The organism is Candidatus Planktophila dulcis (genome assembly GCF_002288225.1).
In the GTDB taxonomy this organism is placed as follows: Bacteria; Actinomycetota; Actinomycetes; order Nanopelagicales; family Nanopelagicaceae; genus Planktophila; species Planktophila dulcis.
In genome coordinates this window covers 1,289,931-1,306,295 of record NZ_CP016777.1, presented here as the reverse complement: position 1 = coordinate 1,306,295, position 16,365 = coordinate 1,289,931, and the positions used below count along the sequence as shown (strand labels likewise).

Here is a 16,365-nt window from a genome sequence, read left to right as displayed (position 1 = left end):
TTAAGCTCCCCAACCTGCTTGATTTCCGCCAACGCGGTCTGTCGCAATCTTCTTTGCATATCCACTTGCTGCATATGCCTTCATTGGTTCTGGATCAATACCTTTATCACTGCGCCATTCGCGAAGAAGTCCGCGAACATCGGTGTTGTATGCATCCATTAATACTTCATGTCCTGCAAGAACATCTCCAGCAAGCTGAGCCCTCTTGAGTGCATCTTGATCAACAAGAACTGCCTTAGCAACAGCCTCTTGCACATTCATAATGGAACGAATCTGACCAGGAATCTTCGCTTCAACGTTGTGGCATTGATCCAGTACATATGAAACAGGTGTTCCCATATCAAAACCACCATTGATATTTACTTCATGCATAATGCGAAAGAGCTGGAATGGATCTGCTGCACCAACAATGAGGTCATCATCAGCATAGAAACGTGAGTTAAAGTCGAATGCACCAAGGCGCTTTGCACGAAGCAAGCCAGCAACAATGAATTCAATGTTTGTTCCAGGTGCGTGATGGCCAGTATCAACAACGACCATTGCCTTTGGCCCTAATGCCATGCAATGTAAAAGTGAAGTGCCCCAGTCAGGAACATCGGTGTGATAGAACGCTGGCTCAAAGAACTTATATTCAAGCAACATACGCTGGTTAGCACCGAGGCGGGCGTAAACCTTTTCAAGTGATTCAGCCAGACGGTTCTGACGATCTGAGATGTTGTCTTGTCCTGGGTAGTTAGTTCCATCTGCAAACCAGAGTTTGAGATCTTGAACGTTGACTTGATCCATGATGTCGATGCAATCAAGTAGGTGAGCAACGGCGTTTGCACGAACCTTAGGATCTGGAGCACAGACAGATCCGAGAATGTATTGATCATCTTGGAAGGTATTGGAGTTGATAGTGCCGAGCTTTACCCCAAGGCCTTGTGCATGTGTTGCAAAGTCTTTGTAATCAGCAACCTTGTCCCATGGAATATGGAGAGCAACTGTTGGCGCAGCACCGGTGTACTTATGTACTTGCGCAGCATCTGCGACCTTCTCGTATGGATCGCGCGGCACACCCGGCTGACCAAATACCTTAAAGCGAGTTCCGGAGTTGCCATAGGCCCATGAAGGAGTCTCAACACCTAAACGGTTGAGAACTGCTTTTACTTCATTTGTGCTTGCCATAGTCGTATTCCATTTCTTCTTATTTAAGGTAGAAAACATTTTCGAGCTTGAGGAAACCTTCATCTGGTCTGCGACCTTCGAGTGATTCAAAGTACTCAGCCATAAATACCTGCCAACGTTCGTTGACATCCTTTGCAGCCATTCCATCGAGAGCCTTTTGAAGATCAGGGGTTTCGAAGTAACCAATCAAGGTTGCATCCCTGCGATCAAGGAAGAGTGAGTAGTTATGCCATCCAGTTTCAGAAAGGGCTTCAAGCATCTCTGGCCAGACGTTTTGGTGGTGCAGGACGTACTCATCAAGCTTCTCCTTGCGAAGCTTGAGCCTGAACCCAACTCTCTCCATGGTTACCTCAATTGAAACGATTCATTAACAATAGACAGACCGTAAGGTGAATTTGAGCGTGAGTCAACCCCGTGGAGATAACAATTTAGTGATCGTCTATCCCGTCAATTGACACGGTTCAATTGCACAGGCAGACTCTCGTTCCATGAGCGTAAGCCTTCGAGATGTAGCAAAGGCAGCAAAGGTCTCAGTCGGCACCGTCTCCAATGTCTTAAACCGCCCCGAGGTTGTGGCCCCCGAGACCCTGGCCCGCGTGCAAGGCACTATCAAGGATCTTGGATTCGTTCCCAACGGCTTTGCGCGCCACCTGCGCTCTGGCAATAGCCGAACTCTTGGCTTAATAGTCCCCGATGTGGCAAACCCATTCTTTACTGAAGTTGCCCGAGGCGTTGAAGATGCTGCAAGTAAGCGCGATTACGCAGTATTTCTCTGCAACTCCGATGAATCTGCTACCAAAGAAGATCGCTACATCAATATCTTGATTGAGCAGCAAGTTCGTGGAGTACTAATTACTCCTACAGATGTGAAATCTGATCGTCTTGATGCAATGCGCGAACGTGGAATTGCAGTGACTCTCGTTGACCGAGAAATCAAGGGCCGCAAGCAATGTTCGGTTTCAGTTGATGACATACATGGCGGACAGCTTGGAATAGAGTACTTAACTGGGCTTGGTCATACCGATATCGCCTGGGTATGTGGTCCTGACAGCATCCCACAGGTAGCAGATCGTGGTGCAGGTGTAGCAAAAGCTGCCAAGTTTGCTGGTGCCACAGTTGAAACTATTCGAGTTTCACTTATGAATACCACTCAAGGCGAAGAGGCGGCTAAGAAGATTTTAGCCTTGAAGACAATTCCCACCGCAATCTTCTGTGCAAATGATTTGTTGGCACTCGGAGTTATGCGCACCTTGCGAGAAAACAAATTGAGGATCCCAGAACAAGTTTCAGTTCTTGGCTATGATGATATTGAATTTGCTGCATCAGCGGCGGTACCACTTTCTTCCATTTCTCAGCCTGCATATCAGATGGGCGTTACAGCAGCAGATTTATTGCTCAATGAGTGTGAAGAAGCTGAAACGCATGAGCATCAGCAAATTCGCTTCCAACCACAACTAGTTGAACGCGCATCAACAGGAAAGCGCTAATTACTGACGATTGAGGAAGCGAACATGCTTCGGTGTTAACTCATCAAGTGAATTGACGCCAAGTAACTTCATATTACGAACCATCTGAGTGCGCATAATCTCTAGAGCTCTCTCAACACCATCTTGCCCACCAGCCATCAGGCCATAAAGGTATGCACGGCCCACATAAGTAAATTGAGCACCGAGTGCCACAGCAGCCAGAACATCTGCGCCATGCATGATTCCAGTATCGATATGGATTTCGTAATCCTTCTTAAATTCCTTCTTAATATCTGCAAGCAGATGCAACATCACTGGGGCACGATCAAGCTGGCGACCACCGTGGTTTGAAAGAAGAATTGCGTCAGCACCTAACTTTGCAGCTTTCTTTGCATCATCAAGATTCTGAATTCCTTTAACAGTCAATGTGCCATCCCACTGCTCGCGAATCCATTTGAGATCCTCCCAAGTCATGGTGGGATCAAACATGTAATCAAGGAGTTCACCAACGGTGCCTTCCCAATTCTTCATGGATGCAAATTCTATGGAAGGTGTGGTTAAGAAGTTAATCCACCATGCAGGTCTTGGGATTGCGTTAATAACTGTTCCTGCAGTTAAACGTGGAGGAACGGTAAGTCCATTGCGGTAATCACGAATACGTTGTCCCGCTGCAGGAACATCAACGGTAAGCATGAGGTTTTTAACGCCAGCACGCTTTGCACGTTCAACAAGTGCCATGCTTCCTTCGCGGTCTTTCCACATATATAACTGGAACCAGTTGCGACCATCAGGGGCAGCAGCGACTACATCTTCGATTGTGCTTGTTCCAAGAGTTGAGAGAGTAAATGGAATTCCAAATTTCTCAGCAGCACGAGCACCAGCGATTTCGCCTTGAGTCTGCATCATGCGAGTAAAACCAGTTGGAGCAATACCTACTGGCATTGAGAATGTTTCACCGAGAGAGGTGCGCGTTAAATCTGCAGTTGATACATCTTTAAGAATGCTTGGGATGAATTCGAGGTCACGATATGCCTGACGTGCTCGCTCGAGGCTTACTTCACTCTCTGCAGATCCATCGGTGTAATCAAATGGACCTTTGGGTGTGCGGCGCTTGGCAATATCGCGCAGATCCCAGATTGTGTAAGCCTGCTCAAGGCGACGCTTCTTGCGGCGCAGGGTAGGCAAGGAAAACTTAAGCAGCGGTGCAAGCTCTGAGGGCTTTGGGAACTGACGCTTTACATTCTTTCCCACGCAGGAACCGCCCTTAGTTACGCTCAGTGGAATTGAATCCATTTAATAGATATGACCTTTTTGCCACAAATCGAAGATCGGTGGAGGATCGAGTCGAAGTATAAAAGGCCAGTCCCTAGGGTATGGGTTGAAATGTTCAATAATCAAGGCTTTGGCAGGCGTAAAAACGTGATGAAACCGTTACCAATCTTCTCCCCAAATTCATTGACGGCTAGGTCACACCACCACTAAATTCCCCCTTAAGGTTGAAACGATTCAACCAAAATCTACCTCAGGAGGATAGATGAAGACAATGATGAAGCGCGGGATTGCTCTCGCTCTACCTCTCGCTCTTGTCTTTGGAGCGACAGTTGCTGCTCCATCACAAGCTGCAGATACAGAAATTACTTGGCTCATTGATAACGGCCAGAGCAACCAGGATGTTGCTAAGGCACTTGTAACTGCCTACGAGAAAGCAAACCCTGGCAACAAGGTCACTGTAGTTCTTCGTCCAGGTGGCACAGATGGAGATAACCTTGTTAAGACAAAGCTTGCAACAGGTTCAATGGAAGATGTATTCACATACAACTCCGGATCACTCTTCCAGGCTCTTGCTCCTACAAAGAATCTTCTTGACATGACAAGTCAGCCATTCATGAAAAATGTTCTCTCCGGTTTTTACCCAGTAGTTTCTGCTAATAAGAAAATTTACGGAGTTCCATTTGGAACAGCAAGCGTTGGCGGAATCCTCTACAACAAGAAGATTTACGCAAAGCTCAAGCTAAAGATTCCAACAACTTGGGATGAGTTCATGGCTAACAACAAGAAGATCAAGGCTGCTGGAATTGATCCAGTTATCCAGTCATACAAGGAAACTTGGACTTCACAGCTCTTCGTTCTTGCCGATTACTACAACGTTCAAGCTGCGCACCCAAACTTTGCTGCTGATTACACAGCAAATAAGGAGAAGTATGCAAAGAACAAAACTGCACTTCGCGGATTTGAGTACATTGAAGAGATCAAGAAGCTCAACTACTTCAACCGTGACTATGCATCAACCACATATGCACAAGCACTCGATAAGCTTGCGCTAGGTCAAGGTGCTCACTATCCAATGGCTACTTGGGCTATCCCACAGATTGCTGCACAGCAGCCTGCAAACCTTGAGGATGTTGGCTTCTTTGCTCAACCAGGTCCAAAGGCGAGCGTTAATGGTGTAACAGTATGGGTTCCATCTGGCACATACATTCCGGCGGCTACAAAGAACGCTGCAGCTGCAGCGAAGTTTGTTGGCTGGTTGACTTCAGCTAAGGCAGTCGACGTCATGAACAGCGTTGAAGGTTTTGCTGGCGGACCTTATTACATCAAGGCAGCAAGCATTCCTAACGCTCTTCCAGGTGCAATACAGGACGTCATGAAGTACTTCGCTAAGAATGCAACTGCTCCGGCACTTGAATTCGTTTCACCAATCAAGGGTCCAAACCTTGAAAAGATTCTCGTCGAGGTTGGACTAGGAATCACAACTGCTAAGAAGGCAGCAGCTGCATACGATGCAGATGTCGTTAAGCAGGCAAAGCAGCTCGGAATTAAGGGCTGGTAATTAAGAATCAATAAAACTGGTGGGCCACTTCGGTGGCCCACCAGTTTCTCTTATTTAATTTTTATGAAATGGTGATCTGTGAGTAAGGCAAAGCAAAAAAAGATTGAAAATCCGTACTCCTATGCCTTAGTAGCGCCAATCGGAATTATCTTTACAATTTTCTTCGTTATTCCCACAATTGTTTCGTTCTTCTTCTCCATGACACGATGGACGCTCTTTGATTGGGAATTTGTTGGCTTTGAGAACTTTATTCAATACTTTAAAGAAGCTTCACTTGCTATCGGATTCAAAAATACCTTGATCTATGGAGTAGTGACATCAGGCCTAAAAGTAGTCTTTGGTTTAGCTCTTGCACTTCTACTCACCGGACGTCTTCGAGCTAAAGGTTTCTTACGCTCAGTCGTATATTTCCCGGTATTGGTTTCAACAATTGGAGTTGGCTTTACCTTTAGCATCCTTATGGATCCGAATTATGGAGCGATCAATAAAGCGATTGTCTCCTTCGGCAAAACAATTGGCTGGGAAACCTATGGACCTGGCTGGTTAGTTGACCCAAATCTCTTGCCCCTATTTTCTGTCGCCTTTGTTGATGTGTGGAAAGGTGTTGGAATAGCAACAGTTCTCTATATGGCAGGACTTGCAAGCATTCCACAAGAATATTACGAAGCGCTGGCTGTCGATGGTGGAGGCGCCTGGGACAAATTTAGAAACATCACCTTGCCATTAGTCCAACCAGCAACTTCCGCAGTAGTCATTTTAAGTTTTATCGGCGGTCTGCGCTCATTCGATTTGATTTGGGCCATGACTAACGGTGGTCCGGGCTTCCTCTCAGATGTGATTGCTTCAATTAATTACAAGCAATACCAAGCAGGCTTCTATGGCCTCGCAACTGCAGGAAACGTAATTCTTCTCTTCTTCGTTCTGGCAATCGTCGGACCTGTTTACTGGTTCTTCAATAAGAAGGAGAAGCAGGCATGAAGAAATTCCTTCGTAAGAACTGGATAGATTTCGTGGCAGTCCCTATTGGGCTTTTTGTCTTTGCAGCGCCCTTCTATCTAATATTTCTGACTTCTGCCAAGAATTCCAAAGAGTCATATCAATTCAATTTCGAAATGCCAGAGAAGTTTCTGCTCTGGCAAAACATTAAGACCGTGCTGGAGACTAGCGACGGAGTTGTGATCAGAGCATTCATCAACTCAACAATCCTCACGGTAGTTTCGGTCACTCTGATTGTAATTGTGTGCTCGATGGCAGCATTTATCTTCGCGCGCCGACCTGGAAAGCTAACAAATTTTGCAAATATTATGGTTCTTGCTGGACTGGTAGTTCCGCCAGCCGTTGTTCCAACAATCTGGGTTCTGCAACGCCTTCATCTCTTCAAGACAATCCAGGGACTCATCTTCATTGAAGTTGCATACAGTGCTGCGTTCTCAATATTGATTTATAAGGGATTTATTGCATCAATTCCTAAAGAAATTGATGAAGCTGCAGCGATGGATGGTTGCACTGGATTTGCGCTATGGCGCCGAATCATTTTCCCACTATTGATGCCTGTTAATGTAACAATCATTGTTACAACTTCAGTGGCAGTCTTTAATGACTTTACCAATCCGCTCTACTTCCTGCCTGGCAGTGATAACGCTACCGTGCAGTTAACTCTCTTTTACTTCCAGAGCGCTTACTTGACTCAGTACAACTTACTCTTCACTGACATTTTGCTCATCACAATTCCACCACTGATTGTCTTCATTATCTTCAATAAGAAAATCGTTTCAGGACTTACAGCTGGCTCTGTTAAGGGTTAGTTTTAAATCAACATAAAGGGGATCGACATGTCATCACTACCAGCTGCATCACAACGCGATGAAGCAACAAGAATTATTGGGCTTCAAACACAGTTCTCAGCTGACTTGATTGGTCTTCCCATTGTTGACCCGCAACTGACATGGCAGATCACTAGCGAACGCCCAGATGCAGTTCAATTGGCTTATGAGATTTCATCTGTCGGTGAGATGGGTGATGTCATTACATCTGCTGCAGTTACAAGTGCAGATCAGATAGAAATCCTAGCTTCTGGTCACATCAGCAAAGGCCGCGAAGTCCGTCATCTGCGCGTACGTATTGCAACTCAATATGGCTGGTCAGAATTTAGCCCGTATGCAACCTTTGAGACTGGCCTAGCTTCAGGAAGTGAATTAACTGGCGAGTCCATTGGCGATGCATCTTCTCACTCTGAGCCATCACCTATACTTCGTAAAGAATTTCAAGCTTCAAAGAAAGTTGCGAAGGCGCGCCTTTATGCAACATCTGAAGGAATTCACACCCTGTATCTCAATGCCATCCCGGTAACGCAAGAATTCTTCACACCAGGCTGGACTGCATACGATGACCGTCGCACCTTCATTACCTACGATGTCACTTCTCTGGTTCAAGATGGTGGAAACTGCATCAGCGCTGAACTTGGCGACGGATGGACTCGCGGCAAGCTCGGCTTTATGAATATGTATGACAACTATGGCAAGAACCTGCATTTACTTGCTCAACTTGAGATTACATATGTGGATGGCTCTAAAGATGTCGTTGCATCCGATAAGTCATGGAAAGTATCTAGTGGTGAAATCCAGTTTGCAGATATCTATGACGGAACAACTATCGACTACACAAAGCGCCAGAAGGGTTGGCAGCTCGTTGGGTTTAATGACTCGGCATGGGCAGCACCTGTTATATATCCATTTGCCAAGGAGACACTCGTTGCACGTACTTCTACCCGCGTTGTAAAGGTTGATGAATTTGCTTCAAGAATTCTCGATTCAAAGAACACTACCCGCACACTTCTTGATTTCACTCAGAATATTTCTGGTTGGGTTCGACTTACAGTTGATGGCAAGAAGGGCGATGTAGTCACTATCCGCCATGCTGAAGTACTTGAGCCGGGCCCAAATCTGCATACTGCAGCACTTCGTACAGCGAAGGCAACAGATCACTTCACTCTCGATCGCGATGGTCGCCATGTTCTTGAACCAAAGTTCACATTCCACGGGTTCCAGTTTGCTGAAGTGACAGGTCCTGCAAAGTTCATTTCTGCAGTCGGTGTTGCAATCTCATCTGCCAATGAACGACGTGGATTCTTTACTTCATCTGATGCGCGACTTAACCGCCTACATCAGAATGTTGTCTGGTCTATCGCAGACAATATGGTCTCTGTTCCAACCGATTGCCCACAGCGCGATGAGCGTCTTGGGTGGACAGGTGATGCGCAGGCGATCGCGATGACATCAAATACTCTCTTCAAACTCGGTAGCTTCTGGCGAAACTGGTTGACCGATCTTTGGGTTGATCAGAAGCGTGTAGGAGGAGTTGGCGCAGTAGTGCCAGATATTTTGTCGAAGCAACCGTCACCAGGTGATGGTGGCTGGGTAATTACAGACCGCGCAGGCTGGGCAGATGCTGCAACTATCGTTCCGATGGCAGCGTATGAGTCATACGGCAGCGCAGCAACGCTCAAGCAACAAGTCGAAAGTATTCGCGCATACGTTGAAAGTTTGTCTGCCCATCGTAAAGGTGAGAAGTTTTTACCTGAAGAGTTCCAATTTGGCGATTGGTGCGATCCAGATGCGCCCGAGGATCAACCGTGGCTTTCAAAGGTTAAGGCACAGTTTGTAGCCAATGCATTTTTTGCAAACACAGCCCAACTTGCTGCTGATACTGAGGCGCTTGTGGGAGATGCTGCACACCAGAAGAAGTTCACAGAGTTGGCGGCAACACTCAAGAAAGATATTTGGGAGCACTTTGGCCAAGAAGCGAAAGAGACAACTGCTGGTTGTTCTATCGCACTTGAGTTCGGAATTGTTCCAGCTTCTGAAAAAGCTGCAGTTGCAAAGATCCTAAGCGATATGGTTATTGCAGATGAAGGAAAGATCACCACTGGCTTCCTTGGGACTCCACTCATCTTGCATGCACTCTCTAAAAATGGTCACTTTGATGCTGCATACACAATGTTGATGCGTCGCAAGGTGCGTTCATGGCTCTACCAAGTTGATCAGAAGGCAACAACTATTTGGGAGCGTTGGGATGCTATCCGCGAAGATGGATCAATCCATAAGGGTGAAATGGCAACTGCTTCAGAGGACCAGCCAGATGCATCAATGATCTCCTTCAATCACTATGCCTATGGCGCAGTGATTGATTGGGTTTACCGTAATGTCGCAGGAATCGCTCCTACGACAAAGAATCCTGGATATCGCCACATCACATTTGCTCCACGTCCTGGTCAAGGATTTACATATGCATCAGCCGATATCAACACTCCCTTTGGCGCAGCTGGAATTTCTTGGGAGATTGTTGGGGATAGCGTCCTATCTGCAAAGATTACTGTTCCATTTGGATCTCGCGCAGTAATAGATTTCCCGCTCTCTACTAATTCTGTTCTTCGAGTCAATGGCAAGACGGTCTCGAATGGCGTTGAAGTGGGATACGGAGCTTACGAAGTGACAGCGAGTGCACCATCAATCGCTGCATTTAAAGTCGCTGGCTAAGAACAGAGAATAATTGTTAAGTACTTACGGGGAATTATTTGCAAGACCCGGTGCGGTGCGAATTGCTTCAGCAGGGTTCATTGCTCGCATGCCAATTGCAATGGACACCATTGCAATTATTCTCTTTGTTCACTCTGTCGATAAACGATATTCGATTGCAGGTGCTTTAACTGGGGTTGCTGCGCTAACGACAGTAATTTCTATTCCACTCTGGGCTAAGGCAGCCGATCACTTTGGGCAGCGGAGAGTTCTGCTCACTGCAGTTCCTATTCGAGTTTCTGCATTCATCACCTTCATTCTCTTAGTCAAGAATGAAGCACCGATCTGGAGTTGGTTCCTAACAATCTTTTTAGCTGAATCTGCATCTCTGAGCGTGGGTTCTATGACCCGTCGTCGCTGGATGCATATGATTGATAAGAAAGATCCACACCTACTTTCAACTTCATATGTATTTGAAAGTTTCCTCGATGAAATGATCTACATCATCGGGCCTGTAATCACCACAGCCGTGGTTACTGCAATTGCGCCCATGGCCGGCATCATCCTTGGAATCATCTTTCTCCTCATCGGCGCACCTCTCATTGCATTTCACAGAAATTCGGATCCGGGAATCCACCCACGAGAGTCTGGGATAAAAGCAAAATCTGTAATGCGAAATAGACAATTGCAAGCAATTGCAATCCCGCTCACTATTGCAGGGGGATCTTTTTCAGCAATAAATATCAGCGTCGTCGCATTTGCAAATGAACGCGGAATGAAATCTGCCGCAGGATTACTTCTTGGAGTGTGGGCGCTAGGTGGTGCTGTCTCTGCGATCATAAACGGAGCAATCCGTTGGAAGATTTCTCATGGAGCTCGATATCTTGGATACATAGTCGGAATGACCACTATCGCGTTTTCATTTCCGTTTATCAATAATTTTTATCTACTAGGTGTAGCTCTATTTTTGCAGGGCATGTGTATTGCACCGCTACTTCCCAATGGCTTATCGCTCATTACGGGTTCGGTCCCTGAGTCACAAATGACTCAGGCGATTTCGTTAGCAACGGCAGGCATTCCATTAACCGGAGCACTTTCAAGTTTCATTGCTGGTCAATTGATTGATAACTCTGGAGCACGCGCTGGATTGTGGCTTCCATTTTTCTTCTTAGTGCTGAGTTGCTCAGCCACAATTCCTTACTTAAGAAGTTATAAGGATTAACGCCACTTGGTTGCGAGTGAGAAACCAACTGCAATAAAGCTAAATCCAATGATCATGTTCCAAGCACCGATGCCTGGGATTGGATATGCAGTCTGGCTGACATAGAAGACTACGATCCAGAAGAGGCCGATGAGGAAGTTGGCGACCATGACGGGCGCAAGCCATGAGGGGCTCTCGAGAAGAACTGACTCTTCTTCAATGTGGTGCTGTTCTTCGTGAGCGTGTTGCTCCTGAACCTTCTTACGCAATTTCGACTTTGGCATGGGGCCTAGGTTACAGCACAATTACGGCATGGCTCGAATCCTCGTCATCGATAACTATGACTCCTTCGTCTTCAATCTGGTGCAGTATCTGCAGCAATTGGGCGCTGAGTGCACCGTTGTTCGCAATGATGAAGTCGAGGCGAGTGAGGCGGGCAAATACGACGGGGTCTTGATCTCACCAGGACCTGGCACTCCCGATAAAGCTGGCGTCAGTATTGCGATGATTAATTTCTGTGCAGAGAAATCCATCCCACTCTTTGGAGTATGTCTTGGACACCAAGCAATCGGTGAAGCATTTGGTGCAACTGTCTCTCGTGCACCAGAGCTTCTTCATGGAAAGACTTCACAAGTAATTCATAACGGTGCAGGTGTACTAACAAATCTTCCATCGCCATTTATGGCAACTCGTTATCACTCACTTGCAGTAGAGCGCGACACTGTTCCAGCAGTTCTTGAAATTACAGGATCTACTGAATCAGGAGTTGTGATGTCGATGCGACACACAACTCTTCCTATTGAAGGTGTGCAGTTCCATCCCGAATCTGTTTTAACTGAACATGGACATCTCATGCTTGCGAACTGGTTAGTCAAGTGCGGAGATGTAGATGCACCAAAGCGTGCTGTTGGACTATCTCCTGTTGTCGGTAGCTCTAGGTAATTGCCTTACTTCTTAAAGTTGATAAACACACTTCCCACTTTGTAAGTTGCAACAGGGTGAGCAAACTCCATTGGCTCTAATTGCTCTGCAGAGACCAACTCAATCGAGTTTATTGCTCTAAGTAATTGTGTGAGTGATTCTTGAATTACCAATCGTGCCAACTGTTGTCCCAGACATCCGTGAATACCATGGCCAAAAGAGAGATGCGCCTTTACTTCACGATCTAGCTTGAGCGAATTGGGTTCACTCCAGATTCGTGGATCTCGGTTTACTGCGACGGGGGATACCGAAATGCTCTGACCTGCTTGAATTTTCTCACCACTTAGCTCCAGATCTTCCAGTGCGGTTCGAGGAAAGAGAGTGACAAACATGGCGCAGAAGCGCATGAGCTCCTCGATGGCTTCTGCAGGTACAGGAAGGCTATTTCGAAGGAGATTAAGTTGATCTGGATTCTGAAGCAGCGCGACCATACTCGTTGAGATCATGTAAGCAACGGAGTCGCGACCAGATGTGAAGAAAACGTAGATAAGGCCTTCTACCTCAGCTTGTGTGAGCTCGGATTGAATGAGGTGAGAGATGACGTCCTCACCAGGATTCTCTAATTTGTATTGATACACATCGCGCAGGTACTTGATGCGCTCTTCTCTGCTCACCGATCCAACAAATGTTCGTTCAAATTCCTTCACCATTGAATCTGGAATTCCGAGTACAAAGGCATGGTTTGCAATTGAAATCGGCTCGCTGAAATGTTCAGTGAGGTCGACAGGTTGCGGTTGTTCAAGAAGATGGCTCAATTGTTTAGATACAAGAGCAGAGACCGCTTCTGTATAGGAGTTAACTGCCTTAAATGAGAATTTGGATGTAACTGTCTTGCGACACTTTCTATGTTGATCCCCATCGAGGGCCAATAAATCTGCTGTTTTTATGGCCAATTTATCTCGCTCATCAATGAACTCTTCCGGACTTTGCTGAGGAGCTAATCCTGGAAAGCGGTGAGGTTGTTGGCTAAATCGCGTATCCATAAGAATCTCTTGAGAAATTTGCTGCTCAAGTGCAATCCAGCCTTCATGGCCACCAGGAAAAGAAAGTGGAGTGATTGCAGATGATTCGCGCCAGTAGTCAAGAGTGGGCGAAGGCTTTAGTGGAGTTCCATCGGATGGAAGATTGTGCTTGTGTGGACAATCCATGGGTATCTCCTATGGAGCTCTGTTAATCGTAATTGTTACTGACTTACCAATTGTCTGCGTTGTTGAAGCCTCCGGTGCTTGTCGAATAACAACTCCAGCTGGTTGTGCTGAGTCGTAATCATAAAACTCCTTAATCAAAAATCCTGCTTGGATAAGTAGAGTCTTAGCTTGAATTGCTTCGATACCGATCAAGTTCGGAACTGTTACCTCACCACTTGCGATGGTGAGAATGACAGAACTTCCTGCCTCTGTTACTGATCCCACTGCAGGCATCACATCAAGAACAGTTCCTTGAGGTTGATCTGAAGGCGAGGCAATTGTTTGAGAGACAAGAAGACCAACTGATGTGAGCGCAGATCGCGCATCAATAAGTGACATGCCAACAAGATTGTCAGGAACGATGGCATCTCCTGGTCCGTCAGAGATAGTAAGGACAACAGCTGAACCAATCTGTGCTCGTGTTGTCGCAAGCGGTAATTGGCTAGCAACGCGATCTCTTGGAATCACACCATCGTGGGCACGCTTAATTGTTACTGAATAATCAGTAAGGAGAGCACGTGCCATCTCTTCACTTAATCCCACAACGTTTGGAACCATTGGCCCTGAATTGGCACCGCCACCGCTCATCAGTAATCCTGTGATTGATAGGGCAATTGCAGCAAAGAATGAACCGCCAAAGATGATGGCGCGGCGTCGAGTCATAAATGGCTCTGTTGCAATCTTGGTTGTTACCTCTTCACCAGCACGCACCTTTGCAATGTCATCGAGCATTGCTTGTGCACTTTGATAACGATCTTCAGGTTTCTTAGAGAGTGCAACAGCGAGAACAATTTCAATACCTTCAGGCAATTCAGATTTTAAAGTGCGCACTAGTGGGGCAGTACTGGATGCATGTTGGTATGCAATCGACACAGGTGTCTCTCCAGTAAACGGTGGCTCACCTGTCAGTAATTCAAAGAGTAAACATCCCGTTGAGTAGATATCGCTACGTGAATCAGCAGGTTCTCCCACAGCTTGTTCAGGTGAGAGATATTGCGCAGTTCCAACAACATTCCATGTGCTGGTTAGTGTTGCACCGAGGTCATCCATTGCGCGAGCAATTCCAAAGTCCATCACCTTCACATCACCGTTATCGGTAATCATGACGTTTGCAGGTTTGATATCGCGGTGAACTATCTGGCGCTCATGTGAATATTCAAGCCCTGCAAGAATTCCTTCTGTTATCTCCAGCGCGCGATTCAGTGGAAGGCGCTCACCTTGATGAATAAGTTCGCGCAGCGTGTGGCCTGAGACAAGCTCCATCACAATATAAGGAGCAGGTTCTTCACCAGAGTCATAGACAGCAACGATGCCGGGATGGTTAAGACCAGCAGCAGCTTTTGCCTCTTTGCGAAAGCGTGAAACAAATGCTGGATCTTTTGCTAAATCACTACGGAGAATCTTGATGGCAACTTCACGTGAGAGACGTTGATCTTGGGCGATATAAACATCTGCCATTCCGCCTGTGCCAATCATCTGACCGAGTAGATAGCGACCGCCGAGCAATGAGTTCATCATTGGGCTGCTCCTATCTTTTCGGTAGTAGATGGCTGTTCTTCTTCCACGAGATCTGCAATTACTACAGTCACGTTATCGGGTGCACCGTTGATATAGGTTGCATCGATAAGAGCGTTGACTGCCTCATCACGATCCTTGCCCTTGATAAGAGATTTCATCTCTTTATCAGTCAGTACTGAGCTCAAACCATCACTGCATACTAGATAGCGATCCTTAATTTTTCCTTCGAATACCGGAAGAGGAAGTTCCAGATTTCCCTCACCCATCAAGACTTGAGTCAGCACAGAGCGCTGAGGGTGGGTTGCAATATCTGATTCAGAGATGGCACCCTGATTGAGTAGTTCTTGAATAACAGTGTGGTCAACGCTGAGCTGCTCAAATGAGTTACCGCGCAGGCGATAGGCACGGGAATCACCAATATGGAGCAGCGCTACCGAGTTATCGCGCAGGAATAAAGAGGTGAGAGTCGTTCCCATTCCAGCTAGCTGTGGGTTCTCAGCAACTTCGACTTTAAGTGCTTGATCAATCTCGTGAGATGCATTGAGATAGATGTCATCGGCTGATTCTGAATCAATCTCTGGATTGGTAAAGATTGCAGAGAGTTCAGAAAGAGTTGTAATCGCAATCTTGGATGCGACTTCACCTGCAGCATGTCCGCCCATTCCATCTGCAACGGCAACAAGGCGCGATGATGCAAGGCCGCTATCTTCATTGCCACTTCGAACAAGGCCAACGGCAGATCGCGCAGACGTTGCGAAATAGCTCATGCGGGTAAGCCTAATCTCTTTGCTACTCTTAAGTCTCATGCTTATCTATGCTCACCGCGGCGCTAGCGCAGACTATCCAGAGCTCACCCTTGCTGCCTATGAAGGCGCGGTGGCTCAAGGAGCTGATGGTTTTGAGTGCGATGTCCGATTAACCAAAGATGAGGTTGCCGTTCTCTGGCATAACGCGAGCATGCTCGAGCGCGCAGGAAATCCTGGGTTGATTGCCGAGATGACATATAAAGAGGTATCGCGTGCATACCCACAGATTCTGACTCTCGGTGAGTTTCTCGCCTTCGCAGTCAAGAATAAAAAGGGCGTGCTCATTGAGACAAAGCACCCAGTCATTTCAGGCAATCGGATCGAAGAAGTCGTTGTCGAAACTCTGCAGACAACTAAAGGAATTGAAAAGATTGAGGTGTCAGTAATGTCATTTAGTTGGTTTGCAATAGAGAAGATGAAACGTCTTGATCCATCTATTTCAACAACATTTCTGATGCATAAGAACACCCAGTGGTTTCAGGCAAAGTTATCTTCTGCGACTTCCATCGGCCCTGGAATCAATGAGCTGCGTGAAGAGCCCGTCCGTGCAATGCGAATCAAAAAGCTCGGAAAGTCGCTCAATGTCTGGACTGTTGATGATGCCGCAGATATCAAACTCTGCGAGAAGGTGGGCGTCGATATTCTCATCACAAATAAGCCGTCACATGCACGCGAGGTACTCAGGTATCCTTAAC

15 protein-coding genes are annotated in these 16,365 nt (G+C 46.6%); 8 read left to right on the top strand and 7 right to left on the bottom strand.

Annotated features, from left to right (window positions below; translation table 11 throughout):
- Both rhaI and A1sIIA65_RS06755 read right to left on the bottom strand, forming a co-directional pair.
- Positions 1-1,167 (bottom strand): L-rhamnose isomerase, encoded by a 1,167-nt coding sequence (gene rhaI / locus A1sIIA65_RS06760; RefSeq protein ID WP_095676767.1) that lies wholly within the window; start codon positions 1,165-1,167, stop codon positions 1-3.
- A gap of 19 nt (positions 1,168-1,186) precedes the next feature.
- Positions 1,187-1,510: an L-rhamnose mutarotase gene (locus A1sIIA65_RS06755; RefSeq protein ID WP_095676766.1), complete on the bottom strand. Its 324-nt coding sequence runs from the start codon at positions 1,508-1,510 to the stop codon at positions 1,187-1,189.
- Between the two features lie 145 nt (positions 1,511-1,655).
- On the opposite strand from A1sIIA65_RS06755, the gene A1sIIA65_RS06750 reads away from it, so the two are divergent.
- The gene (locus tag A1sIIA65_RS06750; RefSeq protein WP_095676765.1) at positions 1,656-2,654 is read left to right on the top strand and encodes a LacI family DNA-binding transcriptional regulator; all 999 of its coding nucleotides are present in this window, start codon (positions 1,656-1,658) and stop codon (positions 2,652-2,654) included.
- Here the strand turns inward: A1sIIA65_RS06750 and A1sIIA65_RS06745 are convergent, their stop codons facing one another.
- Positions 2,655-3,926, bottom strand: a complete 1,272-nt coding sequence (locus A1sIIA65_RS06745; protein WP_125898790.1) for an alpha-hydroxy acid oxidase — start codon at positions 3,924-3,926, stop codon at positions 2,655-2,657.
- Positions 3,927-4,167: 241 nt separating this feature from the next.
- On the opposite strand from A1sIIA65_RS06745, the gene A1sIIA65_RS06740 reads away from it, so the two are divergent.
- From A1sIIA65_RS06740 to A1sIIA65_RS06720, 5 genes are all read left to right on the top strand, one after another.
- Positions 4,168-5,463, top strand: a complete 1,296-nt coding sequence (locus tag A1sIIA65_RS06740; protein WP_095676764.1) for an ABC transporter substrate-binding protein — start codon at positions 4,168-4,170, stop codon at positions 5,461-5,463.
- 78 nt (positions 5,464-5,541) lie between these two features.
- A complete protein-coding gene (locus A1sIIA65_RS06735; RefSeq protein ID WP_190277117.1) occupies positions 5,542-6,441 on the top strand; it encodes a carbohydrate ABC transporter permease in 900 nt (299 codons plus the stop codon).
- Complete coding sequence (locus A1sIIA65_RS06730) at positions 6,438-7,268, top strand: carbohydrate ABC transporter permease (RefSeq protein WP_095676763.1); 831 nt, start codon at positions 6,438-6,440, stop codon at positions 7,266-7,268. Before A1sIIA65_RS06735 ends, A1sIIA65_RS06730 begins: the two co-directional genes overlap by 4 nt.
- Positions 7,269-7,295: 27 nt before the next feature.
- Complete coding sequence (locus A1sIIA65_RS06725) at positions 7,296-9,998, top strand: alpha-L-rhamnosidase (protein ID WP_095676762.1); 2,703 nt, start codon at positions 7,296-7,298, stop codon at positions 9,996-9,998.
- Between the two features lie 55 nt (positions 9,999-10,053).
- Complete coding sequence (locus A1sIIA65_RS06720; RefSeq protein WP_095676761.1) at positions 10,054-11,199, top strand: MFS transporter; 1,146 nt, start codon at positions 10,054-10,056, stop codon at positions 11,197-11,199.
- Here A1sIIA65_RS06720 and A1sIIA65_RS06715 read toward each other — a convergent pair.
- Complete coding sequence (locus tag A1sIIA65_RS06715) at positions 11,196-11,462, bottom strand: cell division protein CrgA (RefSeq protein ID WP_095676760.1); 267 nt, start codon at positions 11,460-11,462, stop codon at positions 11,196-11,198. The two genes, A1sIIA65_RS06720 and A1sIIA65_RS06715, sit on opposite strands and share 4 nt — an antisense overlap.
- Before the next feature lie 28 nt (positions 11,463-11,490).
- Here A1sIIA65_RS06715 and A1sIIA65_RS06710 point away from each other — a divergent pair, with 28 nt between their 5' ends.
- Entirely contained in the window at positions 11,491-12,120 is a 630-nt protein-coding gene (locus tag A1sIIA65_RS06710) for an aminodeoxychorismate/anthranilate synthase component II (protein ID WP_095676759.1), read from the top strand.
- Positions 12,121-12,125: 5 nt separating this feature from the next.
- Here the strand turns inward: A1sIIA65_RS06710 and A1sIIA65_RS06705 are convergent, their stop codons facing one another.
- The 3 genes from A1sIIA65_RS06705 to A1sIIA65_RS06695 are packed head-to-tail and all read right to left on the bottom strand — an operon-like array spanning position 12,126 to position 15,631.
- A complete protein-coding gene (locus A1sIIA65_RS06705; protein WP_095676758.1) occupies positions 12,126-13,307 on the bottom strand; it encodes a cytochrome P450 in 1,182 nt (393 codons plus the stop codon).
- Positions 13,308-13,316: 9 nt separating this feature from the next.
- Entirely contained in the window at positions 13,317-14,864 is a 1,548-nt protein-coding gene (locus tag A1sIIA65_RS06700) for a protein kinase domain-containing protein (RefSeq protein ID WP_095676757.1), read from the bottom strand.
- Entirely contained in the window at positions 14,861-15,631 is a 771-nt protein-coding gene (locus A1sIIA65_RS06695; protein ID WP_095676756.1) for a PP2C family protein-serine/threonine phosphatase, read from the bottom strand. Before A1sIIA65_RS06695 ends, A1sIIA65_RS06700 begins: the two co-directional genes overlap by 4 nt.
- 37 nt (positions 15,632-15,668) lie before the next feature.
- Here A1sIIA65_RS06695 and A1sIIA65_RS06690 point away from each other — a divergent pair, with 37 nt between their 5' ends.
- On the top strand, positions 15,669-16,364 hold the full coding sequence (locus tag A1sIIA65_RS06690; RefSeq protein WP_095676755.1) for a glycerophosphodiester phosphodiesterase: 696 nt from the start codon (positions 15,669-15,671) through the stop codon (positions 16,362-16,364).
- Position 16,365 lies beyond the last annotated feature (1 nt).